The sequence below is a fragment of the Clostridium sp. Marseille-P2415 genome, assembly GCF_900155545.1.
Lineage (GTDB): Bacteria > Bacillota > Clostridia > Lachnospirales > Lachnospiraceae > Lacrimispora.
This window is the reverse complement of record NZ_LT732526.1, coordinates 1,309,255-1,329,001: the sequence shown is the minus strand read 5'-3', so window position 1 is coordinate 1,329,001 and position 19,747 is coordinate 1,309,255. Positions and strand designations below refer to the sequence as shown.

17 protein-coding genes and 1 pseudogene are annotated in these 19,747 nt (G+C 42.2%); all 18 read left to right on the top strand.

Annotated elements, in window-relative coordinates; translation table 11 throughout:
- The first annotated feature begins 5 nt into the window (after window positions 1–5).
- Window positions 6–305, top strand: coding sequence for a hypothetical protein (locus tag BQ9856_RS25210; RefSeq protein WP_235839192.1), 300 nt, complete (start codon window positions 6–8; stop codon window positions 303–305).
- On the top strand, window positions 289–573 hold the full coding sequence (locus BQ9856_RS25205; protein WP_235839191.1) for a hypothetical protein: 285 nt from the start codon (window positions 289–291) through the stop codon (window positions 571–573). Before BQ9856_RS25210 ends, BQ9856_RS25205 begins: the two co-directional genes overlap by 17 nt.
- Window positions 574–993: 420 nt before the next feature.
- Window positions 994–2,736 carry an ABC transporter ATP-binding protein gene (locus tag BQ9856_RS11085; RefSeq protein ID WP_077611086.1) on the top strand — a complete coding sequence of 581 codons (1,743 nt, stop codon included), beginning with the start codon at window positions 994–996 and terminating at the stop codon, window positions 2,734–2,736.
- 638 nt (window positions 2,737–3,374) lie between these two features.
- Complete coding sequence (locus BQ9856_RS11075; protein ID WP_077611086.1) at window positions 3,375–5,117, top strand: ABC transporter ATP-binding protein; 1,743 nt, start codon at window positions 3,375–3,377, stop codon at window positions 5,115–5,117.
- Window positions 5,093–6,868, top strand: a complete 1,776-nt coding sequence (locus BQ9856_RS11070; protein WP_077611085.1) for an ABC transporter ATP-binding protein — start codon at window positions 5,093–5,095, stop codon at window positions 6,866–6,868. Before BQ9856_RS11075 ends, BQ9856_RS11070 begins: the two co-directional genes overlap by 25 nt.
- 60 nt (window positions 6,869–6,928) lie before the next feature.
- Window positions 6,929–7,789 (top strand): patatin-like phospholipase family protein, encoded by an 861-nt coding sequence (locus tag BQ9856_RS11065; RefSeq protein ID WP_077611084.1) that lies wholly within the window; start codon window positions 6,929–6,931, stop codon window positions 7,787–7,789.
- 128 nt (window positions 7,790–7,917) lie between these two features.
- A complete protein-coding gene (gene pcrA, locus BQ9856_RS11060; protein ID WP_077611083.1) occupies window positions 7,918–10,212 on the top strand; it encodes a DNA helicase PcrA in 2,295 nt (764 codons plus the stop codon).
- 145 nt (window positions 10,213–10,357) lie between these two features.
- Entirely contained in the window at window positions 10,358–10,651 is a 294-nt protein-coding gene (locus BQ9856_RS11055) for a DUF4366 domain-containing protein (RefSeq protein WP_077611082.1), read from the top strand.
- 96 nt (window positions 10,652–10,747) lie between these two features.
- Window positions 10,748–12,145 carry a 23S rRNA (uracil(1939)-C(5))-methyltransferase RlmD gene (rlmD, locus tag BQ9856_RS11050; protein ID WP_077611081.1) on the top strand — a complete coding sequence of 466 codons (1,398 nt, stop codon included), beginning with the start codon at window positions 10,748–10,750 and terminating at the stop codon, window positions 12,143–12,145.
- Between the two features lie 219 nt (window positions 12,146–12,364).
- Window positions 12,365–12,775, top strand: coding sequence for a VOC family protein (locus BQ9856_RS11045; protein ID WP_077613344.1), 411 nt, complete (start codon window positions 12,365–12,367; stop codon window positions 12,773–12,775).
- A gap of 185 nt (window positions 12,776–12,960) precedes the next feature.
- The gene (locus tag BQ9856_RS11040) at window positions 12,961–13,608 is read left to right on the top strand and encodes a hypothetical protein (RefSeq protein WP_077611080.1); all 648 of its coding nucleotides are present in this window, start codon (window positions 12,961–12,963) and stop codon (window positions 13,606–13,608) included.
- Between the two features lie 258 nt (window positions 13,609–13,866).
- A complete protein-coding gene (locus BQ9856_RS25195; protein WP_084758073.1) occupies window positions 13,867–14,061 on the top strand; it encodes a hypothetical protein in 195 nt (64 codons plus the stop codon).
- 64 nt (window positions 14,062–14,125) lie between these two features.
- A complete protein-coding gene (locus BQ9856_RS11030; protein WP_077611079.1) occupies window positions 14,126–15,205 on the top strand; it encodes a transglutaminase-like domain-containing protein in 1,080 nt (359 codons plus the stop codon).
- A gap of 456 nt (window positions 15,206–15,661) precedes the next feature.
- A complete protein-coding gene (locus BQ9856_RS11020; protein WP_077611077.1) occupies window positions 15,662–16,687 on the top strand; it encodes a glycosyltransferase family 2 protein in 1,026 nt (341 codons plus the stop codon).
- Window positions 16,688–16,698: 11 nt separating this feature from the next.
- Entirely contained in the window at window positions 16,699–17,043 is a 345-nt protein-coding gene (locus tag BQ9856_RS11015) for a lysylphosphatidylglycerol synthase domain-containing protein (RefSeq protein WP_077611076.1), read from the top strand.
- A gap of 112 nt (window positions 17,044–17,155) precedes the next feature.
- Window positions 17,156–18,616, top strand: a complete 1,461-nt coding sequence (locus BQ9856_RS11010) for a sensor histidine kinase (RefSeq protein ID WP_077611075.1) — start codon at window positions 17,156–17,158, stop codon at window positions 18,614–18,616.
- Window positions 18,613–19,326, top strand: coding sequence for a response regulator transcription factor (locus tag BQ9856_RS11005; RefSeq protein ID WP_077611074.1), 714 nt, complete (start codon window positions 18,613–18,615; stop codon window positions 19,324–19,326). The genes BQ9856_RS11010 and BQ9856_RS11005 overlap by 4 nt, the downstream gene beginning before the upstream one ends.
- A gap of 236 nt (window positions 19,327–19,562) precedes the next feature.
- Window positions 19,563–19,652 (top strand): annotated as a pseudogene (locus tag BQ9856_RS24220) (electron transfer flavoprotein subunit beta); the annotation flags it as partial.
- Between the last annotated feature and the right edge of the window lie 95 nt (window positions 19,653–19,747).

Below are 19,747 nucleotides of genomic sequence, written 5' to 3'. Positions count from 1 at the left end.
AACGTATGAAATATTTTGGCGAAGGTTTAAGTGACGCGCACAAAGCTTTAAATAGAATAATCCGTAAAGAAGATCAGATAGAACAGGCAAAAAGTATCTTTTTAAACATACACAGAGAACTTCATCTTTCAAAAATATCGGAAGGAGAAGAGAACGAAGTCGACAGACTCCTTGGGGATCTTAAAGCGAATGAGTATGCCATCATGCCGACCAGCAAGGATGAAACCATAGCATGGGTTTTGTGGCACATTGCGAGAATCGAGGATTTGACCATGGGGATCCTCGTTGTTGCATTATCGGAATGAGGTTGGAAGTAGAACCAGGCAGATCGTTAAACATTTAACTGCAGGCGATATGAGAACGGGGGTTTCCCGATCGGGGCTTTGTAAAATCCTGTCGGAAGGCGGCGTGACAAAACAGGAGGATTCCATCTGGTTATTGGACTTTTGGAGTAAAAAGGACATGGCAGGAATGTTGCTGATGCCTCCGACCCGCCATGTCATGCTTCATCTGAATGACTGCTGCAAGTGGAAGGAATTGATCAGGACGAAGAAAAAATTTCATAAGAGTTAATAAGGCTTCTGTTATGGCATATAAATGGATGGGATAGAAAAATGATAAATTGCTTGACAAAATAAAAAATTGGAAGTATTCTAGTAATTGTACAATAAATACCAATAATTCTAAGAAAAGGAGGCAGATTCTATGAAACGTAACAATAATGCAATCGGAATAAATGGAATAGCGAAATTATTTTATATCAATTCAGTCTGCCTCAGTGAAGATAGAATCTCATGATAATGGGTATCATGGGATGAGTGACGGCTCCGGTCGGGAGCTGCTTCTATGAGTATTTAACCGCAGTCTGGATGAACTGCGGTTATTTTTTTGGAGATTTACCGGAAAAGACCGCGCTATGCAGTTTTTTCCGGTTTTTTTACATAAACGGGCTAAGAACCCATTCATGCTTGTAATAGGTAAAGGAGGAAGAGTATGAAGAATTTATGGAAGTATGGAAAGAAGTACAGCCTTTTGTATGTTTTGGCGATTGCGGCCATGATCGTCAGCATTCTTTTGGATGCAGCGGCTCCCCAGATCACAAAACGCATCATTGATGATGTTATTGTGGGAGGGCAGATGCAGATCCTCATGAGACTGCTTTTGGGGCTTGTGGGCATTGGCCTGGGAAGAGCTGTATTTCAGTACACAAAGGAGTTTATTTTTGACTATGCCGCATCCGGGATCGGATGCAGTTTGAGAAAAGATTTATTCGACCATATCCAGACACTGTCTATGGGATATTTTGACAGCCACAATACAGGGGAATTGATGGCAAGGATCAAAGATGACGCGGAACGTATCTGGAATGCTTTCGGATTTGTGGGTATGCTGGTTTTAGAATGCTCCATTCACACGATCATTGTTCTTACCTGCATGTTCCGGTTAAGCCCTGTCCTCACTCTGGTCCCTCTGGTGATTCTGCCTCTGATTGCCTGGTATGCGGTCAAAATGGAGAACGGTCTGGGAGAGGTTTACGACAAGATCAGCGAACAGACTGCCGAATTAAATACGGTGGCGCAGGAGAATCTGGCCGGGGTCCGAACCGTAAAGGCCTTTGCAAGGGAAGATTATGAGATCGAGAAGTTTAAGAAACACAACACACGGTATTATAATCTGAATATGCAGCAGGCCAGACTGATTGTGCGCTACCAGCCCAATATATCCTTTTTGTCAAAGATCCTTTTAATGGCGGTCATTGTCATAGGCGGTATTCTGGTCATTAACGGCAACATGACGATTGGTGATCTGGGCGCATTTTCTGAGTATGCCAACAACATCATCTGGCCTATGGAGATGGTCGGCTGGCTCAGCAATGATATTGCAGCCGCGGTAGCCTCCAATAAAAAAATCAAAAAGATCATGGCAGAACAGCCGGTGATCCGGAATCCGGAAAATCCGGTTCTGCCGGAGAAAATTCAGGGAGAGCTGTCCTTTCGGAATGTACACTTTGAACTGGAAGGAAAGAGTATATTAAATGATATTGATTTTACTTTAAAAAAGGGGAAGACACTAGGCATTATGGGTGTGACCGGTTCCGGTAAAAGCTCCATAGTCAATCTGATCGAACGTTTCTATGATGTGACAGAAGGAGAAATCCTGTTAGATGGAACCAATGTGAAGGATCTGCCCTTACCGTTCCTCAGAGGACAGATATCAGTGGTCATGCAGGATGTATTTTTGTTTTCTGACAGCATTACAGAAAACATCAAGACGGGAAATAAGGATGCTACGGAATGGGAAAGTGTTCAGCAGGCCGCCATCTCCGCGGGAGCCCACGGTTTCATCCAAAAACTGTCGGATCAATATGACACCGTAATCGGGGAACGGGGAGTCGGCCTGTCAGGGGGGCAGAAGCAAAGAATCAGTATAGCCAGGGCCATTGCCAAAGAAACGCCGCTTTTGATCCTGGATGATTCCACATCCGCTCTGGATATGGAGACAGAGAAGGAAATCGAAGCGCGTCTTAAAGAGCTGAAGGACAGCTCTAAAATCATTATCGCTCACCGCATATCAGCGGTGCGCCGGGCCGATGAAATTCTGATCCTTGACGGAGGACGGATCATAGAACGCGGAAACCATGAGGAACTTATGGAAAAGCGCGGACAGTATTATAAGACTTATCAGGTACAGTACGGGGAGGAGGAAATGAAATGGCATTCAATTCAAGCAGAATAGACGAAGAACAGAAGGAAGTTTTAAAGAAGGATACCCTGCTTCGCCTGTATCGGTATCTTCTGGATTTTAAAAAGCAGATTATTGCGGTCCTTTTCATCATGGCCGGAACCATAGCTATCAGCATGTCAGCCCCTCTTATGATGGAATATGCGATCAATGTCTGTGTGGCTCAGAGAAACAAGGCGGGCCTTTTATGGCTGNAATTTCATAAGAGTTAATAAGGCTTCTGTTATGGCATATAAATGGATGGGATAGAAAAATGATAAATTGCTTGACAAAATAAAAAATTGGAAGTATTCTAGTAATTGTACAATAAATACCAATAATTCTAAGAAAAGGAGGCAGATTCTATGAAACGTAACAATAATGCAATCGGAATAAATGGAATAGCGAAATTATTTTATATCAATTCAGTCTGCCTCAGTGAAGATAGAATCTCATGATAATGGGTATCATGGGATGAGTGACGGCTCCGGTCGGGAGCTGCTTCTATGAGTATTTAACCGCAGTCTGGATGAACTGCGGTTATTTTTTTGGAGATTTACCGGAAAAGACCGCGCTATGCAGTTTTTTCCGGTTTTTTTACATAAACGGGCTAAGAACCCATTCATGCTTGTAATAGGTAAAGGAGGAAGAGTATGAAGAATTTATGGAAGTATGGAAAGAAGTACAGCCTTTTGTATGTTTTGGCGATTGCGGCCATGATCGTCAGCATTCTTTTGGATGCAGCGGCTCCCCAGATCACAAAACGCATCATTGATGATGTTATTGTGGGAGGGCAGATGCAGATCCTCATGAGACTGCTTTTGGGGCTTGTGGGCATTGGCCTGGGAAGAGCTGTATTTCAGTACACAAAGGAGTTTATTTTTGACTATGCCGCATCCGGGATCGGATGCAGTTTGAGAAAAGATTTATTCGACCATATCCAGACACTGTCTATGGGATATTTTGACAGCCACAATACAGGGGAATTGATGGCAAGGATCAAAGATGACGCGGAACGTATCTGGAATGCTTTCGGATTTGTGGGTATGCTGGTTTTAGAATGCTCCATTCACACGATCATTGTTCTTACCTGCATGTTCCGGTTAAGCCCTGTCCTCACTCTGGTCCCTCTGGTGATTCTGCCTCTGATTGCCTGGTATGCGGTCAAAATGGAGAACGGTCTGGGAGAGGTTTACGACAAGATCAGCGAACAGACTGCCGAATTAAATACGGTGGCGCAGGAGAATCTGGCCGGGGTCCGAACCGTAAAGGCCTTTGCAAGGGAAGATTATGAGATCGAGAAGTTTAAGAAACACAACACACGGTATTATAATCTGAATATGCAGCAGGCCAGACTGATTGTGCGCTACCAGCCCAATATATCCTTTTTGTCAAAGATCCTTTTAATGGCGGTCATTGTCATAGGCGGTATTCTGGTCATTAACGGCAACATGACGATTGGTGATCTGGGCGCATTTTCTGAGTATGCCAACAACATCATCTGGCCTATGGAGATGGTCGGCTGGCTCAGCAATGATATTGCAGCCGCGGTAGCCTCCAATAAAAAAATCAAAAAGATCATGGCAGAACAGCCGGTGATCCGGAATCCGGAAAATCCGGTTCTGCCGGAGAAAATTCAGGGAGAGCTGTCCTTTCGGAATGTACACTTTGAACTGGAAGGAAAGAGTATATTAAATGATATTGATTTTACTTTAAAAAAGGGGAAGACACTAGGCATTATGGGTGTGACCGGTTCCGGTAAAAGCTCCATAGTCAATCTGATCGAACGTTTCTATGATGTGACAGAAGGAGAAATCCTGTTAGATGGAACCAATGTGAAGGATCTGCCCTTACCGTTCCTCAGAGGACAGATATCAGTGGTCATGCAGGATGTATTTTTGTTTTCTGACAGCATTACAGAAAACATCAAGACGGGAAATAAGGATGCTACGGAATGGGAAAGTGTTCAGCAGGCCGCCATCTCCGCGGGAGCCCACGGTTTCATCCAAAAACTGTCGGATCAATATGACACCGTAATCGGGGAACGGGGAGTCGGCCTGTCAGGGGGGCAGAAGCAAAGAATCAGTATAGCCAGGGCCATTGCCAAAGAAACGCCGCTTTTGATCCTGGATGATTCCACATCCGCTCTGGATATGGAGACAGAGAAGGAAATCGAAGCGCGTCTTAAAGAGCTGAAGGACAGCTCTAAAATCATTATCGCTCACCGCATATCAGCGGTGCGCCGGGCCGATGAAATTCTGATCCTTGACGGAGGACGGATCATAGAACGCGGAAACCATGAGGAACTTATGGAAAAGCGCGGACAGTATTATAAGACTTATCAGGTACAGTACGGGGAGGAGGAAATGAAATGGCATTCAATTCAAGCAGAATAGACGAAGAACAGAAGGAAGTTTTAAAGAAGGATACCCTGCTTCGCCTGTATCGGTATCTTCTGGATTTTAAAAAGCAGATTATTGCGGTCCTTTTCATCATGGCCGGAACCATAGCTATCAGCATGTCAGCCCCTCTTATGATGGAATATGCGATCAATGTCTGTGTGGCTCAGAGAAACAAGGCGGGCCTTTTATGGCTGGGAGCGGCAGCACTGGTGCTTTTCCTTTTATTCCTGGCCGGAACCAAGGTAAGGATGCGTCTTATGGCGGATGTGTCAAACCAGGTGCTGTTAAACATCCGGGAAGAACTTTATAAACACATTCAAACGCTGGGCTTCGGTTTTTTTGACAGCCGCCCTACGGGAAAGGTGCTTGCAAGGATAATCGGGGATGTCAATTCCTTAAAGGATGTGCTGTCGGACAGTGTTACCCAGCTGATACCGGATCTTCTTACGGTTATCTGTGTTGCAGTCATCATGTTAGTTAAGAATTACCGCCTTGCCATGGCAGCACTTCTGACTCTCCCCATACTGGCCGCCGGAATGTTTTTCATTGAAACCACCGTCCACCGGCGGTGGCAGATTTACCGCAAAAAAACATCAAATTTAAACGCTTACGTTCATGAAGACTTATCCGGCATTCGGATCATACAGAGCTTTGCCGCAGAACCGGAGACGAAAAACGTGTTTCACGATCTGGTAAACCAGCACTATAAGTCATTCATTGATGCAGTGACCGTGGCGGATGGATTCGGCCCGCTGGTGGAAATAACCTGGGGTCTGGGCGGCTTCCTCTTATATTTTATCGGCATTCGGGTCGTAGGTATAGAAAAAATCGGAATCGGTACCTTCCTTGCATTCTCTACCTACATAGCCATGTTCTGGAGCCCTATCCGGAATCTGGCCAACTTTTATAATAAGCTGACCACCAACATATCAGCTGCGGAACGTATTTTTGATATCATAGATACGGAAGCGGAAATTACGGACCGGGAAGACGCTGCGGACTTACCGGAACTAAATGGAGAAGTGGTCTTTGACCATGTTTCCTTTGCTTATGGCGATGAACCGGACCGCCTGATCCTTGATGATGTGAACTTTTCCGTAAAACCGGGAGAGACCATTGCACTGGTGGGGCCGACCGGGGCAGGAAAAACCACAATCGTAAATCTGATCAGCCGCTTTTATGAGACGACAAAAGGGAAGGTGCTGATTGACAGCCATGAAGTAAAAGGAGTGACCTTAAAAAGCTTAAGGAGCCAGATGGGAATTATGACCCAGGACAATTTCCTGTTCTCCGGTACCATAAGAGATAATATCAAGTATGGCCGTCTGGATGCATCTGAGGAAGAGATGACGGAGGCAGCCCGGGCTGTCAATGCCCATGAATTCATTATGAAGCTGGAAAATGGATACGATACGGTAATCAGTGAACGGGGGGCAGGGCTGTCCATCGGACAGAGGCAGCTTTTGGCGTTTGCCAGAACCATGGTTTCCAGACCCGGAATATTGATTCTTGATGAGGCAACCTCCAGCATTGATACCCATACCGAGCTTTTGGTGCAGAAGGGAATTGATGTTCTTTTGCGGGGCAGGACCTCCTTTGTCATCGCCCACCGCCTTTCCACCATCCGCAAGGCAGACCGTATTTTTGTCATTGATCAGGGGAATATCATGGAAGCAGGCACCCATGAAGAGCTGATGGAAAAGCAGGGAGCCTACTATAATCTATACCAGAGCCAGTTTTCCTAGTTTGGAAAAAGGATTGACCGGGCCGGAGAAATGCAATAGAATAGAAGGCGAGGTGATAAGATGACAGAAGGAGCATTGGTTCTAGAGGGAGGTTCCCTGCGAGGCGTGTTTACAGCCGGCGTTTTGGATGTATTTATGGAGCAGGGGATCGAAATGTCCTATGTAAATGGTGTGTCGGCCGGTTCCATGTGCGGAATGAGTTATATCAGCAAGCAGATCGGGCGGACCATTAAAGTGGATTTGGATTATGTCAAAGACAAACGTTTTTTAAGCTTTCGGAATATGGTAAGAAACCGTTCCATTTTTAATTTTGATTTCCTTTTTGGGGAATTAAGTGATACACTGGTTCCCTTTGATTATGATACCTTTCGCAAATCACAGCAGACGTTTGAGGTGGTCGCTACCCGCTGTAAGACGGGAAAACCCGAGTATTTTGAAAAAAGCTCCTGTGATGATTTCATAAGCGCAGTAAAGGCTTCCAGCAGCATCCCCATTCTTTCCGGCATGATCCGTGTGAATGGAAAAAAATATCTGGACGGAGGCTGCTCCATGTCCATTGCATATCAGAGGGCCATTGATTTGGGATATGATAAAATCGTTGTGGTTCTCACCAGAGAGCATGGATACCGAAAGCCGCCGTTGGATAAATGGACGAAAAGAGGGTATGAACGTTATTTTGCTCCTCTGCCAAAGTTTTTAAAGGCATTGAAAGATGTTCCGGACCGGTATAACCGGATGCAGGAAGAGATCGACCGGCTGGAGGAAGCGGGAAGAATCTATGTGATCCGTCCGGATAAGCATGTAACGGTCCAGAGGACCGAACAGGATAAACGGAAGCTGCAGGCTCTTTATGAAGACGGACGCCGTCTGGCGGAGGATCACCTGGAGAAAGTGAAAAAGTATCTGGGGATTGCAGAGTAAGGAAGCGCCTTGCAGATATACCTTTATGCCCTGAAAAACTGGGTAAAAAAGGGGAAACACCTTGCAGGTATACCTTTATGCCCTGAAAAGATGGGCAAAAAAGGGGAAAGGAAAGAACGGTATAGTTTATGAGTATTTATGATACATTGAATCCAATGCAGAAGGAAGCGGTACTCCATACGGAGGGACCGCTTCTTGTGCTGGCAGGAGCCGGGTCAGGTAAGACCAGGGTTCTTACGCACCGCATTGCTTATTTAATAGAGGAAAAAGGCGTCAATCCATGGAATATTCTGGCGATCACTTTCACCAACAAAGCGGCGGGAGAGATGAGGGAACGGGTGGACCGGCTGGTGAGCTTTGGTGCGGACAGCATATGGGTTTCCACCTTTCACTCGTCCTGCGTCCGCATCCTTAGGCGGCATATTGAGAGCCTTGGTTATACGACAAATTTTACTATATATGATTCCGACGACCAGAAAACCCTGATGCGTCATGTTTTAAAGGCTCTGGACATTGATCCGAAAATTTATAAGGACCGGGCCATGCTGGGACTTATTTCCACAGCCAAGAATGAGCTGGTGACAACCGAGGAATTTGAACTGAACGCTGCCGGTGATTTCAGGCAGAAAAAGGCAGCTCAGATTTATAAGGAATACCAGAATCAGCTAAAAAAGAACAACGCCCTGGATTTTGATGACCTGATTATGAAAACAGTGCAGTTGTTTCAGAATAATCCGGAAATACTGGATTATTACCAGGAACGTTTTAAATACATTATGGTGGACGAGTATCAGGATACCAATACAGCCCAGTTTAAGCTGATAAGCCTGCTGGCCGGTAAATATAAAAATCTCTGTGTGGTCGGAGATGATGACCAGTCAATTTATAAATTCCGTGGTGCCAATGTTGAAAATATCTTAAATTTTGAGAAAGCTTATCCGGGTGCAAAAGTGATCAAACTGGAACAGAATTACCGTTCCAGCCAGAGTATATTAAATGCGGCCAATGAAGTGATCCGCCACAACCGCGGACGAAAGGATAAAACATTATGGACTGCCAATGAAGAAGGCCCTTTGGTGCAGTTTAAGCAGTTTGAAAATGCTTCTGAGGAAGCGGATTCCATTGTCCGGGATATTTTAAACAGCGCTTCGGATTACCAGGACTGCGCCGTTCTTTACCGGACCAATGCCCAGTCCCGTCTGATTGAGGAAAAATGCCTACAGCATAATGTTCCTTACCGTATGGTGGGAGGCGTAAACTTCTATCAGAGAAAGGAAATCAAAGACATACTGGCCTATTTAAAAACCATTGCCAATGGGAGGGATGATTTATCCGCTTTAAGAATCATCAATGTTCCCAAGCGCGGCATCGGAGCCACCAGCTTAGGCAGGGTCCAGGCATTTGCATCCGAACACGGTTTTGGCATTTATGATGCGTTTTGCAGGGCAAAAGCTGTGCCCGGGCTTGGAAAAGCGGCGGAGAAGATTCTTAAGTTTACCGTACAGATTGAAGATTTCAGGGGAAGGCTTGAGGAAGAGACATATTCCATTCATGAGCTGATTGAAGACGTTCTGGATGAGACGGGATATCAGAAGGAATTGGAAGCAGAAGGGGAGATCGAGTATCAGACCCGGCTGGAAAATATAGAGGAATTGATCAATAAGGCAGTCAGCTTTGAGGGCGAACATGAACACCCGAATTTAAATGAATTCCTGGAAGAGGTGGCATTGGTAGCGGATGTGGACCGCATGGATGATTCGGAAAACAGAGTGACGCTGATGACGTTACACAGTGCCAAGGGGCTGGAGTTCCCGCGAGTGTATTTAAGCGGAATGGAGGATGGTCTGTTCCCAAGCATGATGTCCATTTCTTCTGATGATAAAGAGGATGTGGAGGAGGAACGGCGTCTCTGCTATGTCGGGATCACCAGAGCCCAGAAATTTTTGATGATGACGGCAGCAAGGCAGCGCATGGTGAACGGAGAAACCAGATATTCCAAGGTAAGCCGATTCATAGAGGAAATTCCAGATCATCTTTTGGATTCGAGCAAGCTGGAGCCCAGACTATCCACATTCCGGAATTCCTCTGGCCTTGATGACAGCGCTCTGCCCTGGGGAAACAGAGGGAAGGCTTCGGGACGGCCGGTAAGTATCAGCAGCTTTGGGCCAGGGAATAACGCTTATGCCTCGAAAAGTGCAGAACCCATGTCCAAGCCTGGCTTTGGAAAAGCCTTTACGGTTGAAAAAGCTGCTTCTTTAAGCTATAAGGAAGGCGACCGGGTCAGTCATGTAAAATTTGGAGAAGGCGAGGTTATGGAAATCAAGGACGGCGGAAGGGACTATGAAGTTACGGTCCGGTTTGATAAAGCCGGCGTCAAGAAAATGTTCGCTTCTTTTGCAAAATTAAAACTTGTAAGAGTTTAATTTGTAAATACATATTTTCTTAAAAAAAAGCGAAAATGATAGTAAAAGAATCAATATAATGGTATAATAACTGCGACAGGCAGAGAGACTAAGACTTTGCCGGAATGTATGAAAAAAGCAGGGCTCTCAGAAAGGACGTGGAGACATGAACAGATTTGATGCAATGAGCAAAGAAGCTATGAGCAAATTGGAAGATCTTATGAACTCAAGCAGAGTAAATGAATTGCTTCATAGAAAGGAACAGGAAGAAAAGAAGAAGAACTGCATCCTCTGGATACTCGCTATCATTGGTGCAGTGGCAGCGGTGGCAGGAATTGCCTATACCGTATACCGTTTCTTCACACCGGACTATTTAGAAGATTTCGAAGACGATTTTGACGATGATTTCGATGATGATTTCTTTGAAGATGATCAGCCGGGCGAAGGTTCTGAAGAGTAGGATCGGCATTATAAAAGAAGAGAGCGTGCCTCAGACAGTGAGACACGCTTTTTTGCTCGATTAGAAGTTAATAAGGATAGAATAGGAGTCAGCAGAGTGAAAAAGGGTGAGATATACGAAGGTACAATCGGACGGTTCGATTTCCCGGACAAGGGAGTCATCGAGCTTCCGGAAGGAAAAATTGCAGTAAAACACGCACTTCCGGGCCAGAAAGTCCGGGTCATGATAAACAAAAAAAGAGGTGGACGGTGTGAGGGCAGGATTCTTGAGGTATTAGAGCATTCCCCGCTGGAAACAGCAAAAAATCCGTGCATCCATTTCGGAAGCTGCGGTGGCTGTACCTATCAAACCATTCCGTATGAAGAACAGCTTAAGATCAAAGAGCAGCAGGTGAAGTCTCTTATAGATGCAGTTTGTGAGGATTATGAATTTGAAGGAATCAAAGCCAGCCCGATCGAGGAGGGCTACCGGAATAAAATGGAGTTCTCCTTTGGTGATGAGTATAAGGACGGTCCTCTGGCTTTGGGCATGCATAGGAGGGGGAGTTTTTATGATGTGGTGACTACCACGGAATGCAGGATTGTTAATTCTGATTTCTGCGACATCTTAAAGGCGGTAAAGGAATATTTTGAAACACGGGGAACCGGATTTTATAAGAAGATGCAGCATACAGGGTATCTGCGTCATCTTCTGGTGCGGCGGGCTGTAAAAACCGGTGAAATTCTGGTAGACCTTGTTACCACAACACAGGAAGAAGTGGATTTAAAACCTCTCACGGAAATGTTGTTGGGACTTTCATTAAATGGAGAGATCGTTGGAATTCTTCATACGTTAAATGACAGCCTGGCAGATGTGGTTAAGAGTGACCGTACCGATATCTTATATGGACAGGACTATTTTTATGAGGAGCTTTTGGGGCTGAAATTTAAGATATCACCGTTTTCTTTCTTTCAGACCAATTCTCTGGGGGCGGAAGTCCTGTATGAGACGGTCAGAGGGTACGTGGGAGAGACTAAGGATAAGGTGGTATTTGATTTATACAGCGGAACAGGCACCATCGCCCAGATCATTGCACCGGTAGCTAAAAAAGTGGTGGGTGTGGAAATCGTAGAGGAGGCCGTGGAGGCAGCCAGAGAGAATGCTGGGCTCAACGGCCTGGATAATTGTGAGTTCATTGCCGGAGATGTATTGAAGGTTATTGACGAGCTGAGCGATAAGCCGGATCTGATCATTCTGGACCCGCCGAGGGATGGGATCCATCCGAAGGCGTTGGGGAAGATTATCGATTTCGGCGTGGACAGGCTGGTGTATGTTTCCTGTAAGCCTACCAGTCTGGCAAGAGATATGGTTGTACTTCAGGAGAAAGGGTATCGGGTGGAGAAGGTGTGTTGTGTGGATATGTTTCCTTCGACGGCGAATGTTGAAACAGTGGTTCTGCTGGAGTGGAAAGCCCAGGAAATCAAAGGGATTCGGAAATTTGGGCAGGATATGTAGGTGTGTTTTTGTAGTGGATCAGAATAAAATATGTTTCCGGGTACCGTGGTGGGGTAAGGAAAATGAATGTTTTAGCAAAGGGTTTGAATTTCGCCAAATAAGCACTTTTGTTTTGTAGCTGAGAGATAAATCTTAATTTGTGAATTAACTTTAGGGATAGAAAGTAAAATAATTTATCCTAAACAATTAATTATGTGATTATAGAGGAGATGGATGACATTGAACGGAAAAGATGTAAGAGTAGGCGCATGCCTATTAGCTGGCAACATGGACAGCATGGTTCGATTTTACAGAGATACATTGGGCTTTGATACTCAATGGAATGGTGGGGATTTTGCAGAGTTTGAAACGGCAAGCGGCGAACTATCCTTGTTCATGTATAGCAGGAAAGCATTTGCGCAGGCAATTGGGGAGAGCTACGTTCCTCCAAAAGGAATCAATCAGACATTTGAAATTGCCCTTTGGTTGCCCTGTTTTGCCGATGTGGATGCGGAATATGAGCGACTATTGAAGCTGGGCGTGCAATTTCCAACTGGAGAACCCATAACCTTTTCTTTCGGCATCCGCAACTTTTATGTTGCCGATCCGGAGGGGAACCTACTTGAGATAGGCAGTACGAGCGAAACGTAGATCGGAAATTCGCTTCATCACAAAGGCTCTATGTTTGCGTACTCTAATCTTAATAATATGAGTATTCGACGTGAACAGGTTTTCAAACATAAGCTTGAAAAATTCCAGTTTGTAATGTCGAGCAATTTGCTTTGCCAATAGTAAAAATAATTTCAGGGGTAAACGGCACTAGATGGGGAAAAAGAATGAAAAAGACAAAAATGATATTACCGATTCTGGCAATGATACTTATGACTGCCTGCAGTCAACAGACCGTAACTCAGCCATTGGAGACAAGCCAGGCAGTCTCTGCTGCAAGTTCGGTTCAAATGTATGAAAATGAATTTAGAAAATTGGAGAACTATGATATTGATGAAGCTCAAAAGCTGGCTATGATTTTAGCAGCGGAATATGTGGATATCCAACAGCGCATTGACCTGGATGCCCTCTGTGCGCTGAACCCTCAGATTGAAGCGAATATATCGAATGATCGGCAAGCGATTTTTGAACAATTTCTGAAGACGGATAATTTTCAACTATATGAGGTAGACAGTGCCAAGCTGGAAGGCAATATCCTGAAATTTAATGCAGTCTATACGTTTACCATCAAAGATGCTTCTGGAAAGAGCCAATCCATTCTTTACACCAAGTTTGTTTATCAATATGAAAATGACCGATGGCAGTTAATCGAGACTGGGGAAGATGCAGACCCGTCAATATCCGGCAAGCCGAACCGTATGCTAATTTTGATGGGTAAACAGGAGGAAACAAAAGAACAGTTCGGGGTAGATAATATTGTCGATCTGTTTGAATTTGATAAAATGAATTACCGGGAAGAATATTTAAATCAGTGAACAGTTATCTGATTTTATTATGCGTTTAGTATGGTGACTTCCGCCTGGGATCAATCACGCCCTCCCGGCATCATTATCACAACATCGAAGAACATTGAAACTGTTTGCCTTCTGAGCTGGAAAGAGCGGTATATTAAAGGCTTTCGGAATTTTTAGTAACTACGTATAGCCACTATTACAGGAAGAGTCGGTAAAATATAAAAAGTATTTTTATGCTTTAAGGCCGCTACTTGCAGGAAAATTCATACTGGAATATCAATGTCCGAAAATGGATATGGATATGCCGGCAAAACTGCGTATGGAATTGATGAGTTGCTGGAAATCAAAAAAAGGAGTGACGAAAGAGAAAAAGGTGTGCAGATTCCTGATATCCGGGATTTTATTATCAATGAAATAGGAAGACAAAAGAACTATGTGGAATGTATTTCAGATGACAGAAAACGCGAATTCTAATCATTCTGGGTTAGCAGGAAATGTTCTTCCTGGTTGGGCAGAAATATAGAAATGGTGATAAAAGATGAAAAAAATAATTCTGTTATTAACAATGATTTACTGGGGATTGGCATTAAGCGGATGCGGCCAGGTAACCGAAGAAAACAAAAATTCTCCTATACATATCGATGAACAGATAAAGGAAGAAACTATATCAAAATCAGGTAAGGAAGCAACTGCGTCAGATTTAATTAAAGGTGAAGCAGAGAAGATTCAGGATACAAATTACGATTTTGAATATAATCCTTATGTATTGTCTAAAGATTTTTTAATTAAATATGGGAATGAATATATTGAATTTTATAGAAATTTCGTAGATGCATATATAAATTATGAAACAAGCTGCCCTTGTCCAAAAGAAGAATATTCCTATGAAGCCGAGTTTCTTACAAATAGTAATTTTTTAATGTTTCAAGCGGATGCTTATTTTGATAATGATAAGTGTATATATGATGAAGAGACAAAGACGATTCATTGGTACTATTATTCCGATAACAGGAAAGAGCATGATAGAAAAATAAAAGAATTTGAAAATCAGGTAGCCACATATATGCGCTGCCTGCAAAAAGGTGATAGTGATTTTGAAAAAACCATAGCTATATATGATGAATTTAACAGTCGGATGAAATATGATATAAATGTGGAAGATAGAAGCTCATATCATGCACTGATGGAGGGGACCGGAATATGCACCAGCTTTTCAGGCGCTTATTGTCATCTGTTATTACAAGCCGGAGTAGATGCAATAACCAATGGTGGATTCAGTCAGAAAAGTGGCGGACATGCTTGGAATATCGTCCATCTGGATGATAAAGACTATTTTATGGATACCACTTATGAGGTGGGGTCTAAAGGCAGTGATGGAAAAGGTTTATTGTATTTTGGAATGAGCAAGGAAGAAAGAGAAGAAATCGGTGGATTTAACATTGATCGTTCATGGTATGGTGATGTGAATGGTTTAAAGGCCGAGGATTATTTGAATTCTGATAATCGCTTTTCAGTATTTCGTAACTGTGTTGATTTCGAACTGGATCGAAATCGTGAGTGCATCATGTATTATAACAAAGATGATAGTGAGCCGAAGATATTCTATTATAAAATATAAGTTAGTAAAAAAAGAATAATTTTATCTATTATGTTAAATAAATAATGTATGAATTTTCAATATAAAAAACAAGGCCTTCTGGAACAGAAATATCTTTATACGATGAGGCATCGAAGCCAGCTCTGGTATTTACTGGAGCTGAATTTATGAACGAACTTATGCCGTGTAGTATAAAATTTTTGTTCAAAGGAATGTGCAAATGGATACGCCTGTGGTGGAGCGGAGCGTTCTCCCGGCTATTGCTTTCATATTGGCTTTGCTGCTTCTATATGGCAGGAAGTGCGGGTCATTGTACAAGAATATTTTAGATATCGTTTATATTCTTTATCTCAGCAATTTAGAAATGTACGTTATGATTCATTCATGCAGTGAGATGAGGGCATATAAACGGTGCAGTAATCTGAGTATTGTACAAGTGTTTTAAACATGAGAAAGCAAAGAAAAGGAGTTTGGAGTATGAAGTATATTACATTTGTCGTTCCAAGTTATAATTCTGAAGCGTATTTAGACAGATGCATTAAATCTCTGTTACCAGGTGGAGAAGATGTAGAAATTATTATTGTAAATGATGGTTCTACAGACAACACAGGGAAGATAGCAGATATGTATGCAGATCTTTATCCGAATATGGTGAAAGCGGTACATAAAAAAAATGGAGGACATGGTTCGGGTGTGAATGCCGGAATAGAACGGGCGAACGGAGTTTATTTTAAAGTTGTAGATTCTGACGATTGGGTGGATAAAAGAAGCTACTTAACACTTCTTAACAGAATTAAAGAGTCTGTAGAGCATGGTGATAAGACGATTGATTTGTTTGTTACCAACTATGTGTATAATCGATTGGACGAAGGTAATTCTCATCGTATCCATTATAAAAATGTGTTTGATTCGAACAGAATTGCTACATGGGATTATATAAAGCACTTTACCGTATCACAATATTTTTTGATGCATTCGCTGACATTCAAAACAGATGTCGTTCGGAGGGCAGGTGTAAAACTGCCGGAACATACATTTTATGTTGATAGTATATTTGCATATCAACCTCTGCCTTATGTAAAAAAGCTGATGTATCTGGATATAGATTTTTACCAGTATTATATCGGAAGAGAAGACCAGTCGGTAAATGAAAAAAATATGATAAGGAGAATTGATCAGCAGTTTGCTGTGACAAGGATCGTTATGAATAGTTATAGCATAGAGGAAATAAGGCAAATGTCTCCGAAGCTTGCAAAATATATGGTACGTCAAATATCTATTTTATTATCAATAACTTCCGTTTTATGTTCTTTGGCAGACACAAATGAGTACACATCTAAAATGAAAGACCTATGGCTGGAACTTGAAAATATAGATAAATCACTTTATAGGCAGGTCAGATACTTTTCATTCAATGTAATTTCTACATTGCCCAAGCCATTATGTAATAAAGTATCAGTTTTTTGTTACCGTTTTGCCAGGAGAAAGTATATGTTTGCTTAGAAGGAGATTACATGAAGATATCTGCTTTTATAAAAAAACATAATCTTTTTGTGAATGGACTACTGTTTTTAACGGTAGCCCTTCTTACGGGCTATACAATATTCCATGGAAACAACATAGCTGATTTAATAAAAAGCATGCGTCAAGTATCTTTGCTTTGGCTTATCCTTTGTGCTGCTGCTGCACTGTTATTTATATGTGCTGAAAGTTTAATATTATGGATACTTTTAAAGCAAAAAGATAAAAAAACGCCTATTTTAAGATGCTTTCAATACTCTCTGGTCGGATATTTTTATTCAGGAATTAGATCTTTTTACCATACTTTGTATCCTGGCTGCAATAAGCAAAATATTTGACTGCATCAATGATTATTACAAGAAGTGCCAGTTTTTATCTAATCTTCGTGACTGGAATGACTGTTGTACTTTTTAGTGGGAATTTGATACGAAAAGGAAATAGGGTGAAACTTTGACAATAAAAAAACGATTATTTTATTCTAATTTATTGATGGTAATCCTCCCGCTGGTTACATCGATTCTTATGGGGGCTGTTTTTTTCTTTTCCGTTAAAAAATTTATTTTAAATCCGGATGCAGAGATAACCGAAATCAATGAAATGAACGAATCACTGCACCAAATCCAGACTATCATTGAGGACACGGATGCCAATTTGCTTTCGGACAGCATAGAAACCCAGCAGCGCCTGATGAATCAACTTTCTGACCTCGATTTTTATATATGTGGAATACAGGCGGGCAAAGTACTCTTTACCAGTTTGGATAAAAAAGAACAATCGGAACTTTCAGACTATATTGTTCGAGAAAATTTATATACTGCAAATCAAACACTTTGGGTAAAGGACGATAATTTTTTTCTCTTATGGCGAAGGTTACAAACCAATACAATGCCGATTACACTCATTGCAATGGGGGATACCGATGAAAATTATTTAAGCGGCGCCGGAAATACTGCGGCATTTATAACCGTTTCTTTCGTGATCATTACTGCAATTATATTTATTGTAATACTGATTAGCTTGCACCTTGCGAATAAGTTGCTAAAAAAAGTTATGATTCCCTTAAACGCACTTTGTGATGGAGCTCAGCGCATTCGGGATGGAAATTATGAACAAGATATTTTATGCCAGAACACAGAAGAGTTAGAGAAGGTTTGTGATACCTTTAATAAAATGCAGCATCAACTTAAAGAGAATTTAAAGAAGAATGAGTTATATGAAAGGGACAGAAACGAAATGCTTGCCGGGATTTCTCACGACCTCCGCTCGCCTCTCACGTCTATAAAAAGCTATGTCAAGGGATTGCAGGATGATATTGCCAAAACACCGGATAAGCAAAAGGCATACTTGGATATCGTTTACCGGAAAGCTTGCAGGATCGAAGAACTCATCAATTCTCTGTTCTTATTTTCCAAGTTAAAAACAGGTAAATTCCCATTTGATTACAAATCTGTCACGGTACAGAATTTTATTGTCACGTTACTGGATTCGATGGAATGCGACTTTAAAAAAAATAATGCAGTCCTAATCTTAAAAAGTACCTGTACCAATCAAAAGGTGTTTATAGACGGTGCACAGATGACCCGTGCCATAACGAATATACTCGATAACAGCCTTAAATATAATCGGGATAAGCAAGTACATATTACGGTGACGTTGTCGGAGCAGAATGGAAGAATTATTATACGCATACAAGACGATGGAGCAGGGGTAACGAATGAACAGCTTCTTCGCTTGTTTGATAGTTTTTATCGCGGAGATGAGTCAAGAAACAATGCCACGGAGGGCAGCGGACTCGGACTTGCCATTGCAAAAAACATTGTAACTGCCAATAATGGGAACATATATGCAGAAAGTAATCGTGGATTAACTATAATCATAGAACTTCCGGTTGAAAAGGAGGAGCATCAATGAAGTGCGTATTAATTGTGGAGGATGATAAAGAGATCGCTGCCATTGAAAAGGACTATCTGGAAATAAACAATATCGAAGCAGAAATTGCGAATGACGGAAATTCAGCTCTTGAGATGATGCGGGAAAAACAATATGATTTACTATTGCTGGATGTCATGATGCCGCATAAAGATGGCTTTCAATTATGTAAGGAAATCCGTGATACCTGTGATGTGCCTATACTGATGGTGACGGCTAAAACGGAGCCGGTTGACCGGATTAGAGGGTTGGGATTTGGCGCCGATGATTATATATCAAAGCCCTTTGATCCTGCGGAGCTTGTTGCAAGAGTAAAGTCTCATCTTGCACGCTACGATCGGCTGACTAACGCGACCAAAGAAAAAGGAAACGATGAAATGGGAACGGCAGAGGTCATTGTAATGGGTGATCTGCATATTATGACGCAGGGATACAAGGTTTATATTAGAGGAGAAGAGGTGAAATTCACCAACAGGGAATTTGAACTGCTGCTGTTTCTTGCTTCAAATCCAAATATTGTTTTTTCTAAGGAGAAACTTTTTGAAAGAATATGGGGGTATGAATATATGGGCGATAATGCTACCGTTACCGTTCACATTAATCGAATCCGGTCAAAAATAGAAAAAGACAGCAGCAATCCGCAGTTTATTGATACAGTATGGGGAGTTGGCTATCGTTTTAATAAGTCTTGAGCTAACCTATAAAATGAGAGGTTTGGAAAGCAACCATTTTAGGCTTTGACGGGCATTTCTGGCACAGGTGATGGTAATAGTAAATATTATAATCACCTGTGTGCTTTTTTATTTCATAAGTGTAGATAAATTTTTTCTCCTGTGCTATGATAGGTTCAAGTGGTCAGACCAAAATACCATTAAAATTCTGTTTGACTTTTGCAGCACTATTTTTAATACAAAGAAAGAAATGGAAAATGGATATTTTAGTTTGTGTCAAGCAGGTTCCGGAAACTTCAAAAGTTGAAGTGGATCCGGTTACAGGTGTTTTAAAGAGACATGGGTTGAAAGAATAAATTAGCTTTTGATCCTAAAAACATATTAATTCCAGGAAAGATTTTTCAATAGAAACAGCTTGTCCAGAAGAACGTGAGGGGAACTT